Here is a 16,567-nt window from a genome sequence, read left to right as displayed (position 1 = left end):
ATACAAAGGGCTGCTCTTTTGAGCAGCCCTTTGTATTTAATCACATTTTGCTTAGAATTTCCTTCTTCTTCGCATCAAACTCCTCCTGGGTAAGGATTTGTTCGTCTAGTAAGAGTTTGAGCTTTTGCAACTGAACCACCGGGTCGGTTCCCGCACTATAACTGGTCAGTACTTCTTTCTTTTCATCCAAAACTTTCCCCATTTCCATGCCAAATCCCAATTGAAGTCCTGCTCCGGCCAGGCCACCTTCATTTCGGGCAGCATCCCTCAACGCCTTTAATTTTTCTATTTCCAGGTAACTTAAGCCTCCTTCTCCTGCGGCACGGCTCTCTGCGGTGATGTCCGCGATCTTGCCAATACGCTGTTGTGTATCCTTATCAAAAGCTGTACCCTCAATTCTAAAATCATCTAAGCTTAGGCCGAGCGTTGAAAAATCCGAATTCATTTTTTCTTTCAGGGCGGCAGACAAAATTTCTAAATTCGCATCTATTTCAAGGTAAGAAAGTTTAGATTGTGCTAAATGGCTCATTAAGGCCTGGGGAAGACGAGATAAGATCAATGCCTTCGCATCTGCAGTCGTATATTCATCTCTTGAACCTATAATGTCTTTAAAGAGCAGCAAAGGGTCTGAAATTTGCATGGAATAATTGCCGTACATGCCCAGCTCTACCGGGAGTTTGTATTCAGGATCCATGTATTTTACCGGTGAGGCCGTGCCCCAGGCTTGGTTTACTGTAACTGCCTTGCGGTAAAAATACACATGCGCCTTGTGCTCACTTTCAAAAAAGGTCCTGATCTTTAATAAGGATGTGATAAACGGATGGTTGTCTGTACTCAGGTTCCATAAACCCTCTTCGGTGATAACGGAGGTGATTTTCCCTTCGTATACCAAAATGCAGCCCTGTCCGGGGCTCACCAGTAGCTTGCTCGAATCTTTGATCTCCGAAGTAGGAACAGGAAATTTGTAAAGCAGCAGTTCTGGCTGCTGATTTTCCCATTCTATAACTGTACTGAGCTGTCTTTTTAAAAAATCACCTAGTCCCATAATTATTCTAATTTTTTAGTACTTGTCACTTTACCATTGGCATCCAATGTCATAAAGGTATTGCTGTTCATCACGGCTAAGTAGCCTCCTTTGTAGGCAAACATTTGATCCACACTTTCTCCTTTTTTCAAATCCGTTGTCCATTCAATGGCTCCTGTGCCACTATTTAGCTGTTGTATTTTAGCCGGACTCGCCGGGTTTGCATCTGCATTGATACTGATCAATACCGAATTTCCATTGTTCAGCAAAACCTTGGGTGCAAAATATTTTCTGCCTGGGGTAAGGTCTTTCCAGCTGATAATACGTCCATCTTGTTCGTCGTCATTGCCAATCAGCTCTTTTAAGAAAGGCGATCGGTCTGTAAAGATCCCGGAACCGCCATAATTTTTATGCCACCTTGCATTTTCTATGACATCCTTAGGCCCCGGGCCATTGTCCTTATAGGTAACCTGGATCAGTTGCCTCAACTCTCCAGGAAAATCATCACTGGCCGAAGTAAAAAGATGAATGGTTTTTGTTTTGGCTTCTTTCCCTAAGCTACCGGGACTAACAACAGCCTCGTAAAATGCATCTTTACTATAGAGTTTTTTTACCAGTGGGTAATAGTAAAGGGTTTGTCCGTCATTGGTAAATAAAACCAGTCCGTCGCCCTTCTCTTCGTAAACAAATTCCATAGTGGCTACCCCAACCTGTAGCTCGGGCATGGCGCTAAAAAATGCTTTGCCGGCATCACTTACTTTTAAAGTAGACTGATCCAGCTTCAACAACTTGGTTTTGTCGGCTACAATGTAAATGTTGCCATCACTAAAAGTCCTCCATTTAACGTCCGTTCCCGACATGTCGTCATCGCCAATTTTTTCTTCTCCAAGTTTTTTTAGTTCCACATCGTAAAAGGTAAGGTAGATCCCGTTTCTTGTTTTGGTTGGATCGGAATGGTAGCTGCGGTCTTCTACCACTAGAATGGTGGGCTTCGAATCTCCCGGTTTGAGAAAGGGGAGGGCATTGTACCTGCTGTTAGAGAAGATTTCCTCTTGTTTATCCTCCGATTCGCTTACCGTATTATTGGTAGAAACAGAAGGCCTAGAACTCAGCAGACCAGAAAGCACATTAAAAATAACGATGACCATGATGAAAACCCCGGCCAGCACTGAAACTATGCGTACAGTTTTCTTATTTCCCTCATCAAAAGCGGGCGTGTTCCTGTGGTTATAATTGTGGTTGTAGTTGATGGTTACATCATCATTATCCAGGTAATATTCAGTCTGACAGTTGTTGCAACGGAAAAAATCCGGCTTCAGTTCTGTTTTTGCGGTGCTTCCGCATTGCGGACATTTGAGTACTTTAATTTCTTTGGCCATGTAAGGTAGAGCAGGTTTTACTTAGTAACATCAATAATGGGTCAAATGTTTATACGCTTACCAGCTGCTGCCGGCACCACCTCCTCCGGAAGAACCACCGCTACTGCTGCTCCTGCTGCTGGATGAAGACGAGCTGCTACTGGATGAGGAGGAGCGACTGGAAGAAGATCCACCAGAGGAAGTCGAAATCCTCGCAATCGTAAATTCAGCTTTATCCCTAAAATTGCAATTGCTGCAAATAGAAAGCTTATAGCCAAGCCCCTCTGCTGATGTGGTGGCAGTCTTAACAATCTGACTGCTTTTAAATTTCATGGTTTGGAAATGGCATTCCGGACATTCAGTTGCTTTAGATTTTAAATTTCTGTAATCCAGTACCAGTTTCTCTGTACAATGTAAGCAAGTCCATACGTCGTAGTCTACAGATTCAATGCGTTCTTCAGCTTTTTGTCCGTTCGATAAATAGGCATCATCCTTATCTTCCGATAAACGCTGCATTTCTTTTTTACAGTCAATGCAGGTAACAGGTGTATCCCTTAACAATTGTTGTCGCATTGTATAGTTGTTCCAATAGGATTTAAAAAAGGGGTAAGGGAAAATGCGGTTTGCCCATTCCATATAAGCATGGGTTTCCTGCCATTTTAAGTACTGATCGTGGTTACTTTGGTCTTTTAAAGCGCTGGATAACCGCTTGTCCAGGATCCAGAAATGAACCTGGATATACACCAGCAAAAACAGGTACAGGATGATAATTTGTCTGATTTCAATCCAGGAGATGGGGAAATAAACATTTAGAAACGTAATGCCCGCTACGGGAACAACAATCAAAAACCAAAGCTGGGGGTTTGCCCATCCGTTTTTATACCGCCTGGCACTGAGGTCATTCGCAACTCTTTTGCTGATGGCATAATATAAAATGAAAATGATTAAAGTGATCCAGCCACCTATGCTTCCGCGGCGTTCTTCTACAGGAGCCTGAGCAACAGCCTGCTGCATCGTTTCCGGAGCTACAATCGGTGCTGAAACAACTTCCTGTGGAAGTGATGAATTTAAAGGAACTGTATCTGTGAATACAGGAATTGCTCCCGAATGGTTGTCTACTGAAGGGGCAGGGGGCGCCTGATCACCTTTTGTCCTAAGATGTTTGATGACGGCATCCACACCTTCCGTGATTGCCCGGTTATAATCTCCGTTTTTGGCATGTGGTACCATATATTGCTGCTGGATCTGGAAACAGGTTACATCGGGAAGCACGCCTTCCAGTCCGTAGCCGGTTTCAAATTCCATCCTTCGCTGGTCTTCCACCATCAAGATCAGCAGGCCGTTATCTTTCTCTTTATCGCCAATTTTCCAGGTATTGAACAGTTCATGTGCAAAGACCTTGGGCACGTTTTCCCCAATCGTCTTTACAAAAACCACATCAATATGGGCAATGCCTTCGTCATCCAGGGTTGCTAATTTTCCATTTAACGCAGCTACAGTAGCCGGTGTAAGTAAACTGTCCGGGTTACTTACATAACTTTCATTAAGTGTTTTGGGATCAGGAATGGCGCTTAAATAATCTGCTGGTTTTGGCGCTTGCCTGCAGCTAAACAGAAGGGTAAAGGCGAGTAAAAAAAATAGATACGTTGCTTTTTGCATGTACAAAAAACACCAGTATGTTAAACATTGTTTAAATATTATTCAGCCAGGTCTTAAACAATTGTACAATTGTTTCTTCAGAGAAAGGCTTGGTCACAAAATCGTCCATTCCTGCTTCCAGGCACTTTTCCTTTTCGCCCTTTACATTGCCGGCGGTCAATGCAATAATGGGGATATGCCTGTCGGTTTCCATGGCCCTGATAATTTTTGTGGCTTCATATCCATTCATCAGCGGCATTTGGATGTCCATTAAAATCAGGTCGGCCTGTTCATACAGCGCTAAGGCCTCTTCACCATTATTGGCTTCCAATACTGATCCATGAGGAATGATTCTTTTGATCATGGTTTTAGCCAGCAGTTTATTGATCATGTTGTCTTCCACAACGAGAATGGTGACTTCTTCAGACTGTATCTTAAAGCTGACCTGGTTCAGTTTTTGAGGCTTCAACACTTTATCGCCAGCCTCAGCAGGTAGTTTTATATCGAAAAAGAAGCAGCTTCCTTTATCCGGAGCACTTTCCAGTTGTAGTTTACTACCCATCAGGCTCAGCAACTTATTGGAAATGGTAAGTCCTAACCCTGTGCCACCATACTTCTTTGTCGTCGAGGCATCTTCCTGCGCAAAAGCATCGAAAATTTTAGCCTGTTTGTCTTTTTTAATCCCAATACCAGTATCCTTCACCTCAAACCTTAACAAGAGTTCTGCAGCGCTAATTTCGCTCAAGGCGCTTATTTTGAGTTCAATTTCACCCTTGGGTGTAAATTTAATGGCATTACCCAATAAATTAACCAGAATTTGCTTCAGTCTAACCGGGTCGGTATTCACAAAGCGGGGCAAATCTACCGGAATATTAAGCAGTACTTTCAAGTCTTTGGCCTGGGCCTGATAACTGAGCATATCTACAACCTCACTGCAGAGCTCAAATAAGTCAGCGCGTTCAATGTCAAGTTCCAGTTTCCCCGCTTCAATTTTAGAAAAATCAAGGATATCGTTTATGATGCTGAGTAACGTGCCGGCAGACTGGTTTACAATGGAGAGGTATTGGTGCTGTATGGCATTTAAGGTACTTTTAAGCAGCAGGTCGGTAAATCCGATAATTCCATTTAAGGGTGTGCGGATTTCATGGCTCATGTTGGCCAGGAATTCAGATTTCGCTACATTGGCTTGTTCAGCGTGTATTTTGGCACGCTGAAGTTCGTTCCGCCGTTGTACACTTTCATTAATGTCCTGGAATGTTCCGTAGATTTTTTTGCAAATGCCCTCTTTAAATTCAGGTGTACCTATTGTTCTTACCCAGGTCATGGTACCCTGGGCTGTTTGCAACTGCACCTCCATATCATAGGATTTTCCATGTTCCAGCGCCTCATTAATCGCATTGATGATCCTCACTTTATCTTCCGGAGGGTAGAATTCAATTGCTTTTTCAAAAACGGGCTTATAATCATCTTCAACACCATGGATCATTTTCGTCACAGAAGACCAAAAAATCTTCTGCCCTATCACATCAACTTCCCAGGTTCCTATACGGGCAATCTTATTGGTTACTTCCAGCATTTCCTGGGTATGCTTCAAATCTGTTTCCAGTCTGTGTCTCTCTGTTATGTCTACCGCATTTCCAATTACGTACTGATTTTTATAGGCATCTTTTTCCAGCACATTATTAAACAATAAGATCAGCAGTGATCCGTCCCTGCGCTGGGCGTGCATTAAACCACTGGCCTTTCCATCCCGTAGTAGCATGCTCATGTATTTTCTAAAGTCTTCTATATATGCCGGAAGGATGATGTCAGAAAGATTACGTCCAATCAGCTCCTGCGGTGCATAACCCAGCAGGGTTGCTCCGGAGGTATTCACGGTAATGAGTTTTCCACTGAGGTCATGGGTACACATCAGTCCCTGCGAATTTTCAAAAAATGCACGGAACCGGCTTTCAGAACTATAAAGTAAAGCCTCTCTTTCCTTCTCTGGTGTAACATCCCGTCCAATGCAGAATAAAAATCCAGTTTCCGGCTCCGGGGTAGTTACCCATTGGATAGATTTGTAAGTCCCGTCTTTGCACCTTGTTCTGAGCAAAAGGTTAATTGCGGGTGTTCCCTTTGCAAACTCTTCCAGTTGTGCTGCGGCGATAGCCACATCTTCCGGGTGCAGTAAGGTATGAAAGGTATTGTGAAGCAGAAATTCCTCGTCCCATCCCAGTATTTTCTCAAATGCCGGATTAATTTGCTTGAAAAAACCATCATTGGAAGCAACACATATCAGGTCATTTGAAAGCTGAAAAAGCTTTTCGAAATGTACCTGCGCTCCAGAAGCTGGCTGATTGTTCATAAGTTTGGTTAGAAAAGTTGATAATGCAATATACTAATTGTAAAGGATTTTGGTTTTATTTTTAGTGAAAGACATTCAGACAGATCTTTATCTTAAACATTCTGGTGATGGACTTGTTTAATAAATCTCAATAATTATTTAAACAGGAAGCTGCGCAATATGGAAATCAAGAATTACTATTCGGGGACAAGCGGTTTACTGCTCCCTGTAAGGAACAAACTTTCCTATCCGGAGGAATTTAAAGCTAAAAGCAGGTTATGTTTTTATAGTTCCATGATGAACAGTATCGAAATCAACAGTTCATTTTATAAAGTACCTATGGCTGCTACCGTAAAAAAATGGAGTGCCGAAGTACCAGTGGGTTTTAAGTTTACATTTAAACTTTTCAGAGAAATCACCCATAATAAAGGCCTTGCGTTTGATCCAGATTTGTTAAAAAACTTCATGGATGTCATTTCTAATGCGGCTGAAAAGAAAGGTTGCCTGCTCGTCCAGTTTCCGCCAAGTGTAAGGATTGGAAATATAAAACAACTGGCTTTCCTAATGGATAAGCTTGTTGAATTTGATCCGGAAAGGCAATGGAACGTAGCTATGGAATTTCGTCATGGCTCACTTTACCAGCAGGATGTGTACAATTTACTGGAAGAGCATCAAATAGGGATGGTTATTCAGGATAAGCCGCCTGCAATTACACCCATTATGGAGACTGAACTTCCCTTTGTTTATCTTCGTTTTCATGGCCCAGGCGGAAGTTACAGGGGAAGTTACGAAACGGAGTTGTTGGAAGAATATGCAGATTACATCAGGAATTGGCTGGATGATGGCAAAACGGTTTATACCTATTTTAACAATACGATGGGAGAGGCCGTATCAAACCTGTTTACCTTGCAGGATTTGTTAAGGGAAAAAAGCATTGCAGAATAGTGCAATGCTTTTTTTATAGCTAGTCGTCTTGTCGCAATTGTTTCGTGATGCCGATTATTTTTTGACCTTCTTCATCTACAAACACTTTAGCAGGACTGAGACTGACATATCTTCCATCTTCATGTGGACGGGCCTCACCAACTTGCAGGCCTACAACTTTTCCAGACTTGGTGTATCGGGCTTCGAGTTGCGTCGCACATCTTCCGTACTCACCCACAGGGATGGCCAGTATGCCTTCAAAATCATTGGCATCAAATAACCGAAGGAGCTCATCCTGATACTGGCGCTCAAAATAGCGGGTATAATATTCCTGAGATTCGCCTGTTTCTACCTGTTTGATAAACAAAAAGAGCTTGCGTTTAAAAAGCTTTAAGTCGTCTAATAAAAATTCGTGTAAGTTTTGGTATTCACCATCGGCAATTTCTTTGGAGAGAAAAATCTTGTCTTGCATAGCTTTAGATTAAGGTTTAATAGTCATATGATGAATAACCAACAGCGCTGTGAAATTGTTTTTTCTCGAGGTCAGATCTCTTCAGCCTACTTGTAATGCTATCCTTACATTGTTTGTATGTGTAAGAGATGGGATATCTTGTCAAAGATTATCTGATCCGCTTAAAGGCCTAATTTAAAAGTTCGTTGACTTTATTGTATAAAGTTTCACTTCGAAGGTTGGTGGCCACAACTTTGCCCCGGCTGTCTATCAATACATTTTGTGGAATGGCCCGGATGTCATAAAGTGCTGCAGCTGGTTCTTTCCAACCTTTCAGGCTCGAAACATGATGCCAGGGCATGCCGTCTTTCTCTATCGCGGTTTTCCATTTAACAGCGTCATCATCCAGGGAAACACTCAACACCGTAAATCCTTTGTCCTTAAATGCATTGAAGGCTTTCACAACATTGGGGTTTTCCTTTCTGCAAGGGCCGCACCAGCTCGCCCAAAAATCAACCAGCGTGTATTTGTTCTGACCGATTACTTCCTTCAAGCTGAGCTGTTTGCCCTCAGGAGTAGTGGAAACGAAATCTTTATAAAGCTGTCCCGTCATTTTACCCTTAGCCGCAAGGAGCCTTTCTCCAAGTTGCTTTCCCAGGGGACTTGCTTTAAGTTCCGGGCTCAATTTGGTGTAAAATGGATATGTCGCTTCATAATTGGCAAGTCTTCCGGGCGAATTTTTATCTAAATAATACAGTGAGACATACGATGCAGGATGTTCCGTCGCAAACTGGTGAATCGCTGTTCTCTTCGAAAGATTATAAGCATCAAATCCCGACATCAAACGGGTAAAGTAAGCTTTTTTTTCTTCACCCTCCGGCATGTTCTTAAAGGTAATTAGTCCGCCAAAGAACCTATCGTCCTCCGGTCTCAGCTTCTTTGCCAATTGTTCGTGCTCCAGAGACAATTTTGTGCCGCTGATAGCGGCATAACGCAGAGAATCTTTAGCCAGCACGCGAATTGTTCCCTCCGATAAGAAAACGTCGATTTTGTCACCTACATCTTCTGTTCCGAAGCTGATCTTAGCTACCGTTGGCGAACTGATTTGCCCCGCAAACCTGAAAGCCCCTTGTCGAATTGCGATGCTATCGGTTTTTTTTACCTCTGCATCAGTATAAAATAATTTCAGGAATTTGCCTTCTTGCCTGGCATTCACCTTACCTTCCAGGATAAAATTTTGTGATTGTGAGCGGCTTGCCAGGGGTAAGATCGACAAGCCCAGGATAACGATTTGTTTTAAATTCATCTTTTATTTTTTTATTTTCAATGGTCAGATGGAGCCTTTGATGATTAACATCATCATTGCCCTGTGTGCTTAATGATGATGTTAATCATGTCCTGTTCATATTTACTTGTTTTAGTTGACAGCGCGCCAGTTAAAGTCTTTCACTTTCAACAGGTCAGTCCAGGTGCTATTCTCTTGTAAAATCAGCTCTACGGTATTGGGATTGGTGCCCAAAGCAAACCTGCGTAAAGTTCCTTTTTTGGCAGTATTGTAGGTTGCTATATAGATGCTATTGGATATGGGGTCAATTTGCGTATCAAACTTGAGCATGGTAATTTGATCGTTGTCTGTAACCGTGAGGCGATAAAACCTTTCATTCCCCGGATTGTAATCATAAGCGTAAAGGTTGCTGCCTACAGCATAAATGATCACTGTTCGGTTAGAAGAGAAAGCATAGAAATTAGCTTTATCGAAATCAACCGCAATGGGTAATACCGTATAGGCATCACGTGTAACTGGTGCTGCGCCACTGGCGTAAAATTTATAAATATGGTGTACATTGGCACCATCTTTCATAATCGCGAAAGAATTGCCATTGGTAGAACCACCATCTGTATTCCGTGTGTTCTCTGCATAAACCAGTTGTCTTCCTGTAGCAGCCTGATTCCAGGAGAATTTGGCGCCCGCGGCATCTGCAAGTGCAACAGATGGCGTAGACAAACCAAAACTGCTATAATTCATAAAACGCTGGTTCTTTGTATCATACCACATCAGGGAAGTCATGTTAAGTGTTGAATACAATAAATATGGTGCCGCTGGCAGGCGTTCTCCCTGCACTGAGACCCTGTTTATAGGATTGTTATAAAAGTCTCCTCCGTTAATGATCAGGAAAGTAGTGAAGATGTCACCACCTTTAGTTAACATCGCACGATAAAGCGTGCTCCCTACCTGCCCGGCAGCATTACGTATTTGTGGCGCTACGGCAATGGGATGTAAAGTTTCAGCAGGGATGGATTCAGACATGTATAAGAGTCTGCTAAAATTATTGCCTGTAGTTGCCTTCATGGTAATGCGGTCAAAATAATACGATCCATCACCGGTAAATGCCCATAGCCTCATGTAAGCCGCGTCTCCACCGGTATGCAGAAAACTCAGGGGTTGACGCAATCGTGGCAATCCGCTGTCTGATAAAATATGTTTCAGGTGGAGGGTATCACTCAGCATAGACAGCATTTCTGCTTCTGCGTACCCCTGTTCATCTTCACCCATTAATAAAAGACCGCGTGAAAAAGCGGTACCAATTGTCAGTTTTGAATTGGCAACCCATACTACACCTGTTTTCTTGTCCAGTACACGATAATATAAGTCATGGGGAACAGGTTCCAGATGAACCGGGTATTCCAGGTTCCGGCTTCGGCCAATGGTGTCGGTAAAAACACTTCCATTGCGCAAAATCCAACGGTACTGGTAGCGTGAAGGATCCGACTCATCCAGGCTTGCTAAAATGTTCGGATTGATGCGTAAGGTGTCAATATCACGCAATAGGGTATAGGTTGTATTTACACCAGATATCTTTAATTCATTGATATCCTGATAATCATAGTTTCCGTCATCTTTTTTGCAGGAAAAGCTGCAGAAGAGGCTCAGCAAAACTAAAGTATATTGATAGATTTTCATAAGTTGCACAGTATTTTGGTAATGATTGATTTTTTGAAAATTAAGGAGCAGGAACATATGGTACGCCGATGTAAGAAGTCCATGGTACGGAACCCATCCACATCAAACGCCCATCTTTTTCGAGTACAGGATTTCCCGCATTGTAACGTTCAATCAGCACTTTTTCTCCATCCTTGTAGACCAGATTCATTCGGGCACTAGGCATGGTGGCGGTACTGGCAAAGTCTTCGTATTTTACACCCGTATACTGCTCCAAAAAGGCCATTTTTTCCTTGCTGAAAACACCTAAAAGGCCTGATTCCCGGTTTACGGGCTGAATGGAACCCGACCATACCGCAGGCTGCACCATAATGTCATTGATCCTCAAGGTATGCAGGCTCGCATCAAATTCAGGTACAATAGTTCCTGCAGCTAATGAAGGGATCGCATCCCATTCCGGAAAAGACAACTCGAACTGTGGTGTTGCGATTAGCCTGAGACCAAGGGTTTTTTCCACCAGTTCCAAATCAGGCGTACGTTTTAATTTAACGATCACATTGGTAGATACAGCGCCGGCCGGAATGGTCCACTCTTGCTGCACAGCATCATAATGCTGCCCTAAAATTGCCGTGGTCGAATCCGGATTAACTTCCACCCGAAATGTCCTGGGGTAATCTTTTACCGGACCTGTGATCATCACTTTCACGGAAAAATCAACTGCGCTTTTGTTGATGCGTATAAACTCTACTTTACTAAAAGGTTGGAAAGGCCAGTTCAGCACAGATCCATATGACAGGCCATCTTGTACCGCAAAGTATACCCCTTCGCGGCCTTCATATCCCATTATTTCTTTTTTGCAGCTCCATAAGCTAACTGTTAAGAAGGAAAGGGCGATAACTACTACTAATTTTTTCATACTACAATTGCTTAATTTTTTAATTTCTTTGTGAAGTTTCACTATCCGGCAGCGGAACGACATAATTATTTAAGGACATTGTTTTTGTTCCTGTTAATGCGGCATGATTGGGAATGGTTGTCTGGGCATTTCGCTTGTAAAAAAAGAACTGCTGGCCTTCTCCCATGGTCTCTTTTCTGAATTCATTGCCAATCGCCGTTTTTAATGCAGCATTATCCGCTGGATTCAGGCTTAAGCTATTGCGGCTCGTTCGCACCATATTCAGATAGCTAATTCCCTGTGCCAAATTAGGCTGCGCTTCGGCGGCAATGAGCAGTACTTCACTGAGGCGGATGAGGGGGATCATATACCTGCCTGGCGTGTTAATGATATCAAGGTATTTTATGTTGGTGAGCGCTGTAACCGTTCCGGATGACAAATTTTGCCAGGCTCTTCTCCTGTAATCATTGGCATCATCGTAAAGGGCGGTTAAGCGGGTAGCCGTTACATCTGCCCCGGTAAAGGACAATTTACTGGTTACCGCAAGATTTACATTAAACAAGTTGTTGTACATCTGCACACGGTTAATGTCGTATACGGCAAACATCACTTCTGTAGAAAAAAGCATGTCCGGCTTGTCGCCGCTCGTGGCGTTGGCAGCAGTTACATAGGGAAACACTATTTTTCCTGGCGCCTGTATTTCCGCCAGCAAAGTCTCTGCCTGAATCAATGCATTGGCCTTGTTGCCCTGCCAGAGGTAAGCACGTGCCAAAAGGGCCTTCGCCGCATAATAGTTCAGTCTGTACTGACGATAATAAAGGTCATTTTTACCAGCGGGGTTATTGGTATTCCTTACCCCATCAGTACGGATGGGATCGGTATTTTCCATCAAAGAAAGCGCAGCATTTAAGTCTGCTGTGATTTTTTGCATCACCTGTTCAGAATTTGAAAGCGGGGCAACGCCGAAGCCTGCTTCCGACATATAAGGAATGGCTGCCTTGAGCTTATTTTCTTCAGAATAAATGGGACCAAACAACCTAAGCATATCCAGGTGAAAGAATGCCCTAAGGGCAAGTGCTTCGCCTTTAACAATCCCATAATAAGGCTCAGGCAAGGTTTCACTGGGCGCGTTTCCGCATTTTTCCAGGATCACATTGCAGTTGGCAATCAACTCATAAGCTTTGCGCCAGGCATTGTCAAAGGTTGCTTTGGTATTTGCAGCGGTGTATACAAACGTAGTTCTTTCATAATAGACATGGGTAGTACCGGGTGTATAATAGTTTCCGGACATCGCATCTAATGTGCCGGCGGTCATCTCCTGTCCGTACAAGGCCCTGTTTGCCATTTCTACATATACACCGTTAAGTGCTTTAATATAGCCTTCCTTATCGGCAAAGAGCTGGTCTTCTCCTATGCGGTCATTGGGTTTTACTTCTACCCATTTGCTGCATGAAAGCGAAAGGAGGCTGAACAGGAAACAAAGGTGTATTTTATATATTGATTTCATAAAGGTATGGGGTTGAATTAAAAACGAACTGCTGCAGAGAAGGAAACCGATCGTGCGAAAGGATAATCAATACCCCGTTCGTTCTTGATCGTAGAAATGTTAAAAATGTCATTCATGTAAGCCCTGAACGTGATGGAAGATGCGCGGATGGTTTTTAGCCAGGCCGCACTGGTGGTTTCATAACCGAGGGAAAAAGATTCCCCGATCAGCGTATTGTTGTCTGCTACAAAGCGTGATGACATGGGCGTAAGCTCGGTGGTTGAGATCGCTTTAAACTTTGCGTTGTCTCCCGGCTGCTTCCAGCGGTCGTACAAAGCCCGGCGATCCTGGTTTAACATCACCCCGGTTGAGGAGATGTTTTCCACTTTTTCATAGAGGGTTTGCATAAAAGCCTGTCCACCTACACGGTACCTCAAACTCAGCTGTGCAGAGAAGCCCTTATAAAGGAAACTCGTTCCCAATACACCTTCCAGCTTTGGATCGCTATTCCCTACAATTACTTCATCCTGATAGTTGTGTACAAATGTTTGCTCCCCGTTTTTATTCAGGAAAATTTCACGTCCGGTAGCTGGATCGATGCCTTTTGAGCGCACTGCCCATAGATCTGAAGGACTTCCACCGTCGTAATAACGGAGCAGGTTCCTGCTTTTATTCGTGGTGTTGAAACTGTTCAGCTGGTTCCCGATTTTTCGATACTCCGCTTTCAGTTGACGCATATTCAGATTGACACGCCAGTTCAGTTGTTTGCCCCTCAACACTGCATAATCTGTAATTACAGTAAAACCTTTGGTGATCTGCTCGCCAAGGTTTTGCGCCACCCTGGTCACCCCGGTAGAAGAAGGCAGGGCTACATACACCAATAATGGATCTGTAGTTTTTACAAAATAATCTCCCGTAAACCGCAGTCGGTTATCAAGTATAGTCAGGTTTAAACCGACATTGCGGTCCAGCGTAGTTTGCCATTTCAGGTTTTTGTTACCCATATTACTGAGAATCGTGCTGGCACCAAAAGGGTTGCGGTTTTCATTGTTGTATTTGTAAACGCGCATGGAAATGTAATCGTTAAAATTTTGGTTGGCCGGATTACCTATGGATCCTCGTAATTTGAGCTCATTCAACCAGCTAAAGTTTCCATCTTTCAGGAAAGCTTCATTATGGATGTTCCAGCCTAGTCCGACAGACCAGATGTTTGAAAACTGCCTGGCAGAACCAAAGACAGATGAACCATCAGACCTTATTGTGGCATCCAGTAAAAAGCGCTGGTCATAAGCATACCCTGCATTCATGAAGAAACTGGCACCGCGGCGTTTAGACTCCACGTATTCAGCACGTCTGCCCACCACGTATCCAAGGGCGAAATTAGGATTGCTAAATTCGTCATCTGTGAAACCGCTAACCCCAAAGATGCTTTCCCGGCTGATTGCCTGTTCCATTCTGGTACCCAATACGGCATTTACCATGTGCTTTTCCGCGAAAAGTTTACCGAAAGTCAGGCTAAAGTCTCCATCATAATTCAGGTTTTTTCCATTGTATTCATAATAAGTCCCTTTCTGAAAGGCATCTACATTTTCAAATTCTGTATTAAATGGAGAACGGAAAAGAACATCCTGGTTGCTAAAACTACGGATACTGAAACGGCCGCGGGCACGTAGCGATTCTATGATACGCCACTCTAATTCCGTATTGTTGGTAAAGCCCAGTGTTCCTTCTTTGTTAATGTTAAGGTTGCTTTGGTTGTACAGCGGACTGTAGATTGGTGCCAGCGTGGGATTTGCGTAGTACTTAAAATCTTCAAGTACCTTGAGCACGTTGCCCTGTGCATCATATTTCCTGTAATAAGGATTGGCCCTTGAGAAAGTAGAGAAGGGGATGGCTTCCTGGTCGGACTGCGTATTGTCAATACTCAGGGAATTGTTTACCGAGATCTTTCCTTTTCTGTAGAGCAGGCGAATATTTCCGTTGGTGGCTTGCCTGTCCGATCCTTTCATTACCCCTTTAGTAATTCCATAATTAAAAGAGGTGCTATACCGAAGGCTGGCATCGCCACCTTCGGCAAAAATAGAATGTCTTTGAGATAACGCAACGCGCAATGGTTCTGATGTCCAGTCCGTGTTTACACCCCTGCGCACTTCTTTAAGGCGATTGAAGTAAACGGCCTCACTTTCGAGGTTATTTCCTAGAATGATGTTTCCGGCAGGGGTAAGCGCGCCATAAGAACGCGATAACAGTTCAAACTGTAACTTTTCTTCAGCATTCATCAGGTTGTAATCGGTAAGGTCTGCAAAGCTAACCGTAGAGTTGAGGGTATAGTTTAAGCGCAGCTGCCCTGGTGTAGGTCTTTTTGTTTCAATGACCACCACACCATTTGCCGCTTTAGATCCATAAATGGCAGTTGCCGACGCGTCTTTTAACACCGTAATGCTTTCCACACGGTCCATACTCAGGTCACTAATGAGCCTCAACGTGCTCTCAAAGCCATCCAGTATAAATAATGGCTGGTTTGGATTAGATGAGAATTCATCGGTCAATCCGATGACGCTGCTCTTTCCTCTTATTTCGATGTCGGGCAGGCGGTTAGGATTAGAGCCAAATTGGTTATTGTCAATGATCGCAAAAGAAGGGTCAAGTGTTTTAAGGCTCTGTAATATATTTTGGTTACCGATCATTTGTAAATCTTTTACCGTATACCTTGCCGAAGAACCTGTAAAATCTTTGCGTTCCCTTTGATAGATTCCTGTCACCACAAGTTCATCCATTCCTGCTTCATCCGGTTGTAGATCTACATCAATGCTCTCCTGCTTTTGGTAGGGGATTTCTAATGTTTTCATGCCCACGTAACTAAATACCAGAATTTGCTTTTTGGCAGAAAGGGGGATTGTGATACGGTATTGCCCTTTTGTATTGCTCCCGGCAGTTAAGGGAGTACCTTTCAGCCTAACCGTTGCGCCGATCAAAAGCTCCTTGGTTTCCGCATGACGGACTGTGCCCGAGATGACTTGTTGCTGGATTACGGCGGCAGGTTCGGGTGTAGTTTTGGCAGCTTTCCTGCTGGACAATGAAATGGTTTTGTCTTCTATCGCATATTCCAGGGGTTGGTTTTCTGTCACCTTCTCCAGAAACTGGGTTAAAGGCATATTTTGGGCGTCAATAGTAACGGGCTTGCTAGCCTCAAACAGTTTTTTTGTGCCGAAAACCGTATAGCCACTTTGTTTCCTAATGGCTTCTACAACTTTAGCAAAGGGTATATTTCGCCCCTTAAGTGTGATCTGTTGTGAATAGCTTGCTGCGCTTACGGACATAAATCCAGTAAGCATTAAGCATATGATGGTCTTCATCACTCTTGATAAGTAAATTTTAATCATTAATTTTAACGTTGGTTTGGTTGGTGCAATAAAGCTGATACAATTTTTTTGACTGCGGGCCAATCAGACTTTTTGGGGAGAGGATGGCAGTCCTTTCCCTTTTTTGTGCTGTCGCAGTGGGTTTAGGTTTAGTAGATTTTA

Annotated in this window: 11 protein-coding genes; 1 reads left to right on the top strand and 10 read right to left on the bottom strand. The window is 43.4% G+C overall.

The window, feature by feature from the left end; translation table 11 throughout:
- Positions 1 to 40 precede the first annotated feature (40 nt).
- The 4 genes from LPB86_RS20270 to LPB86_RS20255 are packed head-to-tail and all read right to left on the bottom strand — an operon-like array spanning position 41 to position 6,367.
- A complete protein-coding gene (locus tag LPB86_RS20270; RefSeq protein ID WP_230693251.1) occupies positions 41 to 1,045 on the bottom strand; it encodes an SPFH domain-containing protein in 1,005 nt (334 codons plus the stop codon).
- Between the two features lie 2 nt (positions 1,046 to 1,047).
- The gene (locus LPB86_RS20265; protein WP_230693250.1) at positions 1,048 to 2,403 is read right to left on the bottom strand and encodes a hypothetical protein; all 1,356 of its coding nucleotides are present in this window, start codon (positions 2,401 to 2,403) and stop codon (positions 1,048 to 1,050) included.
- A gap of 57 nt (positions 2,404 to 2,460) precedes the next feature.
- On the bottom strand, positions 2,461 to 4,041 hold the full coding sequence (locus LPB86_RS20260) for a YgcG family protein (RefSeq protein ID WP_230693249.1): 1,581 nt from the start codon (positions 4,039 to 4,041) through the stop codon (positions 2,461 to 2,463).
- 31 nt (positions 4,042 to 4,072) lie between these two features.
- A complete protein-coding gene (locus LPB86_RS20255; RefSeq protein WP_230693248.1) occupies positions 4,073 to 6,367 on the bottom strand; it encodes a PAS domain-containing hybrid sensor histidine kinase/response regulator in 2,295 nt (764 codons plus the stop codon).
- Positions 6,368 to 6,526: 159 nt separating this feature from the next.
- Between LPB86_RS20255 and LPB86_RS20250 the strand changes: the two genes are divergently transcribed.
- Positions 6,527 to 7,291: a DUF72 domain-containing protein gene (locus LPB86_RS20250; RefSeq protein WP_230693247.1), complete on the top strand. Its 765-nt coding sequence runs from the start codon at positions 6,527 to 6,529 to the stop codon at positions 7,289 to 7,291.
- A 19-nt stretch (positions 7,292 to 7,310) separates the two neighbouring features.
- On the opposite strand, the gene LPB86_RS20245 is transcribed toward LPB86_RS20250, so the two are convergent.
- The 6 genes from LPB86_RS20245 to LPB86_RS20220 form a co-directional block, all read right to left on the bottom strand.
- Positions 7,311 to 7,742 (bottom strand): hypothetical protein, encoded by a 432-nt coding sequence (locus LPB86_RS20245; protein WP_230693246.1) that lies wholly within the window; start codon positions 7,740 to 7,742, stop codon positions 7,311 to 7,313.
- A gap of 169 nt (positions 7,743 to 7,911) precedes the next feature.
- Positions 7,912 to 9,027, bottom strand: a complete 1,116-nt coding sequence (locus LPB86_RS20240) for a TlpA disulfide reductase family protein (protein WP_230693245.1) — start codon at positions 9,025 to 9,027, stop codon at positions 7,912 to 7,914.
- 111 nt (positions 9,028 to 9,138) lie between these two features.
- Entirely contained in the window at positions 9,139 to 10,683 is a 1,545-nt protein-coding gene (locus LPB86_RS20235; protein ID WP_230693244.1) for a PKD-like family lipoprotein, read from the bottom strand.
- A gap of 40 nt (positions 10,684 to 10,723) precedes the next feature.
- Entirely contained in the window at positions 10,724 to 11,578 is an 855-nt protein-coding gene (locus LPB86_RS20230; RefSeq protein ID WP_230693243.1) for a DUF4843 domain-containing protein, read from the bottom strand.
- A gap of 19 nt (positions 11,579 to 11,597) precedes the next feature.
- Positions 11,598 to 13,064 (bottom strand): RagB/SusD family nutrient uptake outer membrane protein, encoded by a 1,467-nt coding sequence (locus tag LPB86_RS20225; protein WP_230693242.1) that lies wholly within the window; start codon positions 13,062 to 13,064, stop codon positions 11,598 to 11,600.
- Between the two features lie 17 nt (positions 13,065 to 13,081).
- Positions 13,082 to 16,426, bottom strand: coding sequence for a SusC/RagA family TonB-linked outer membrane protein (locus LPB86_RS20220; protein WP_230693241.1), 3,345 nt, complete (start codon positions 16,424 to 16,426; stop codon positions 13,082 to 13,084).
- Positions 16,427 to 16,567 lie beyond the last annotated feature (141 nt).

Origin of the sequence: Pedobacter sp. MC2016-14, assembly GCF_020991475.1 — a bacterium.
GTDB lineage: Bacteria > Bacteroidota > Bacteroidia > Sphingobacteriales > Sphingobacteriaceae > Pedobacter.
This window is presented reverse-complemented; position numbering and strand designations above follow the sequence as displayed.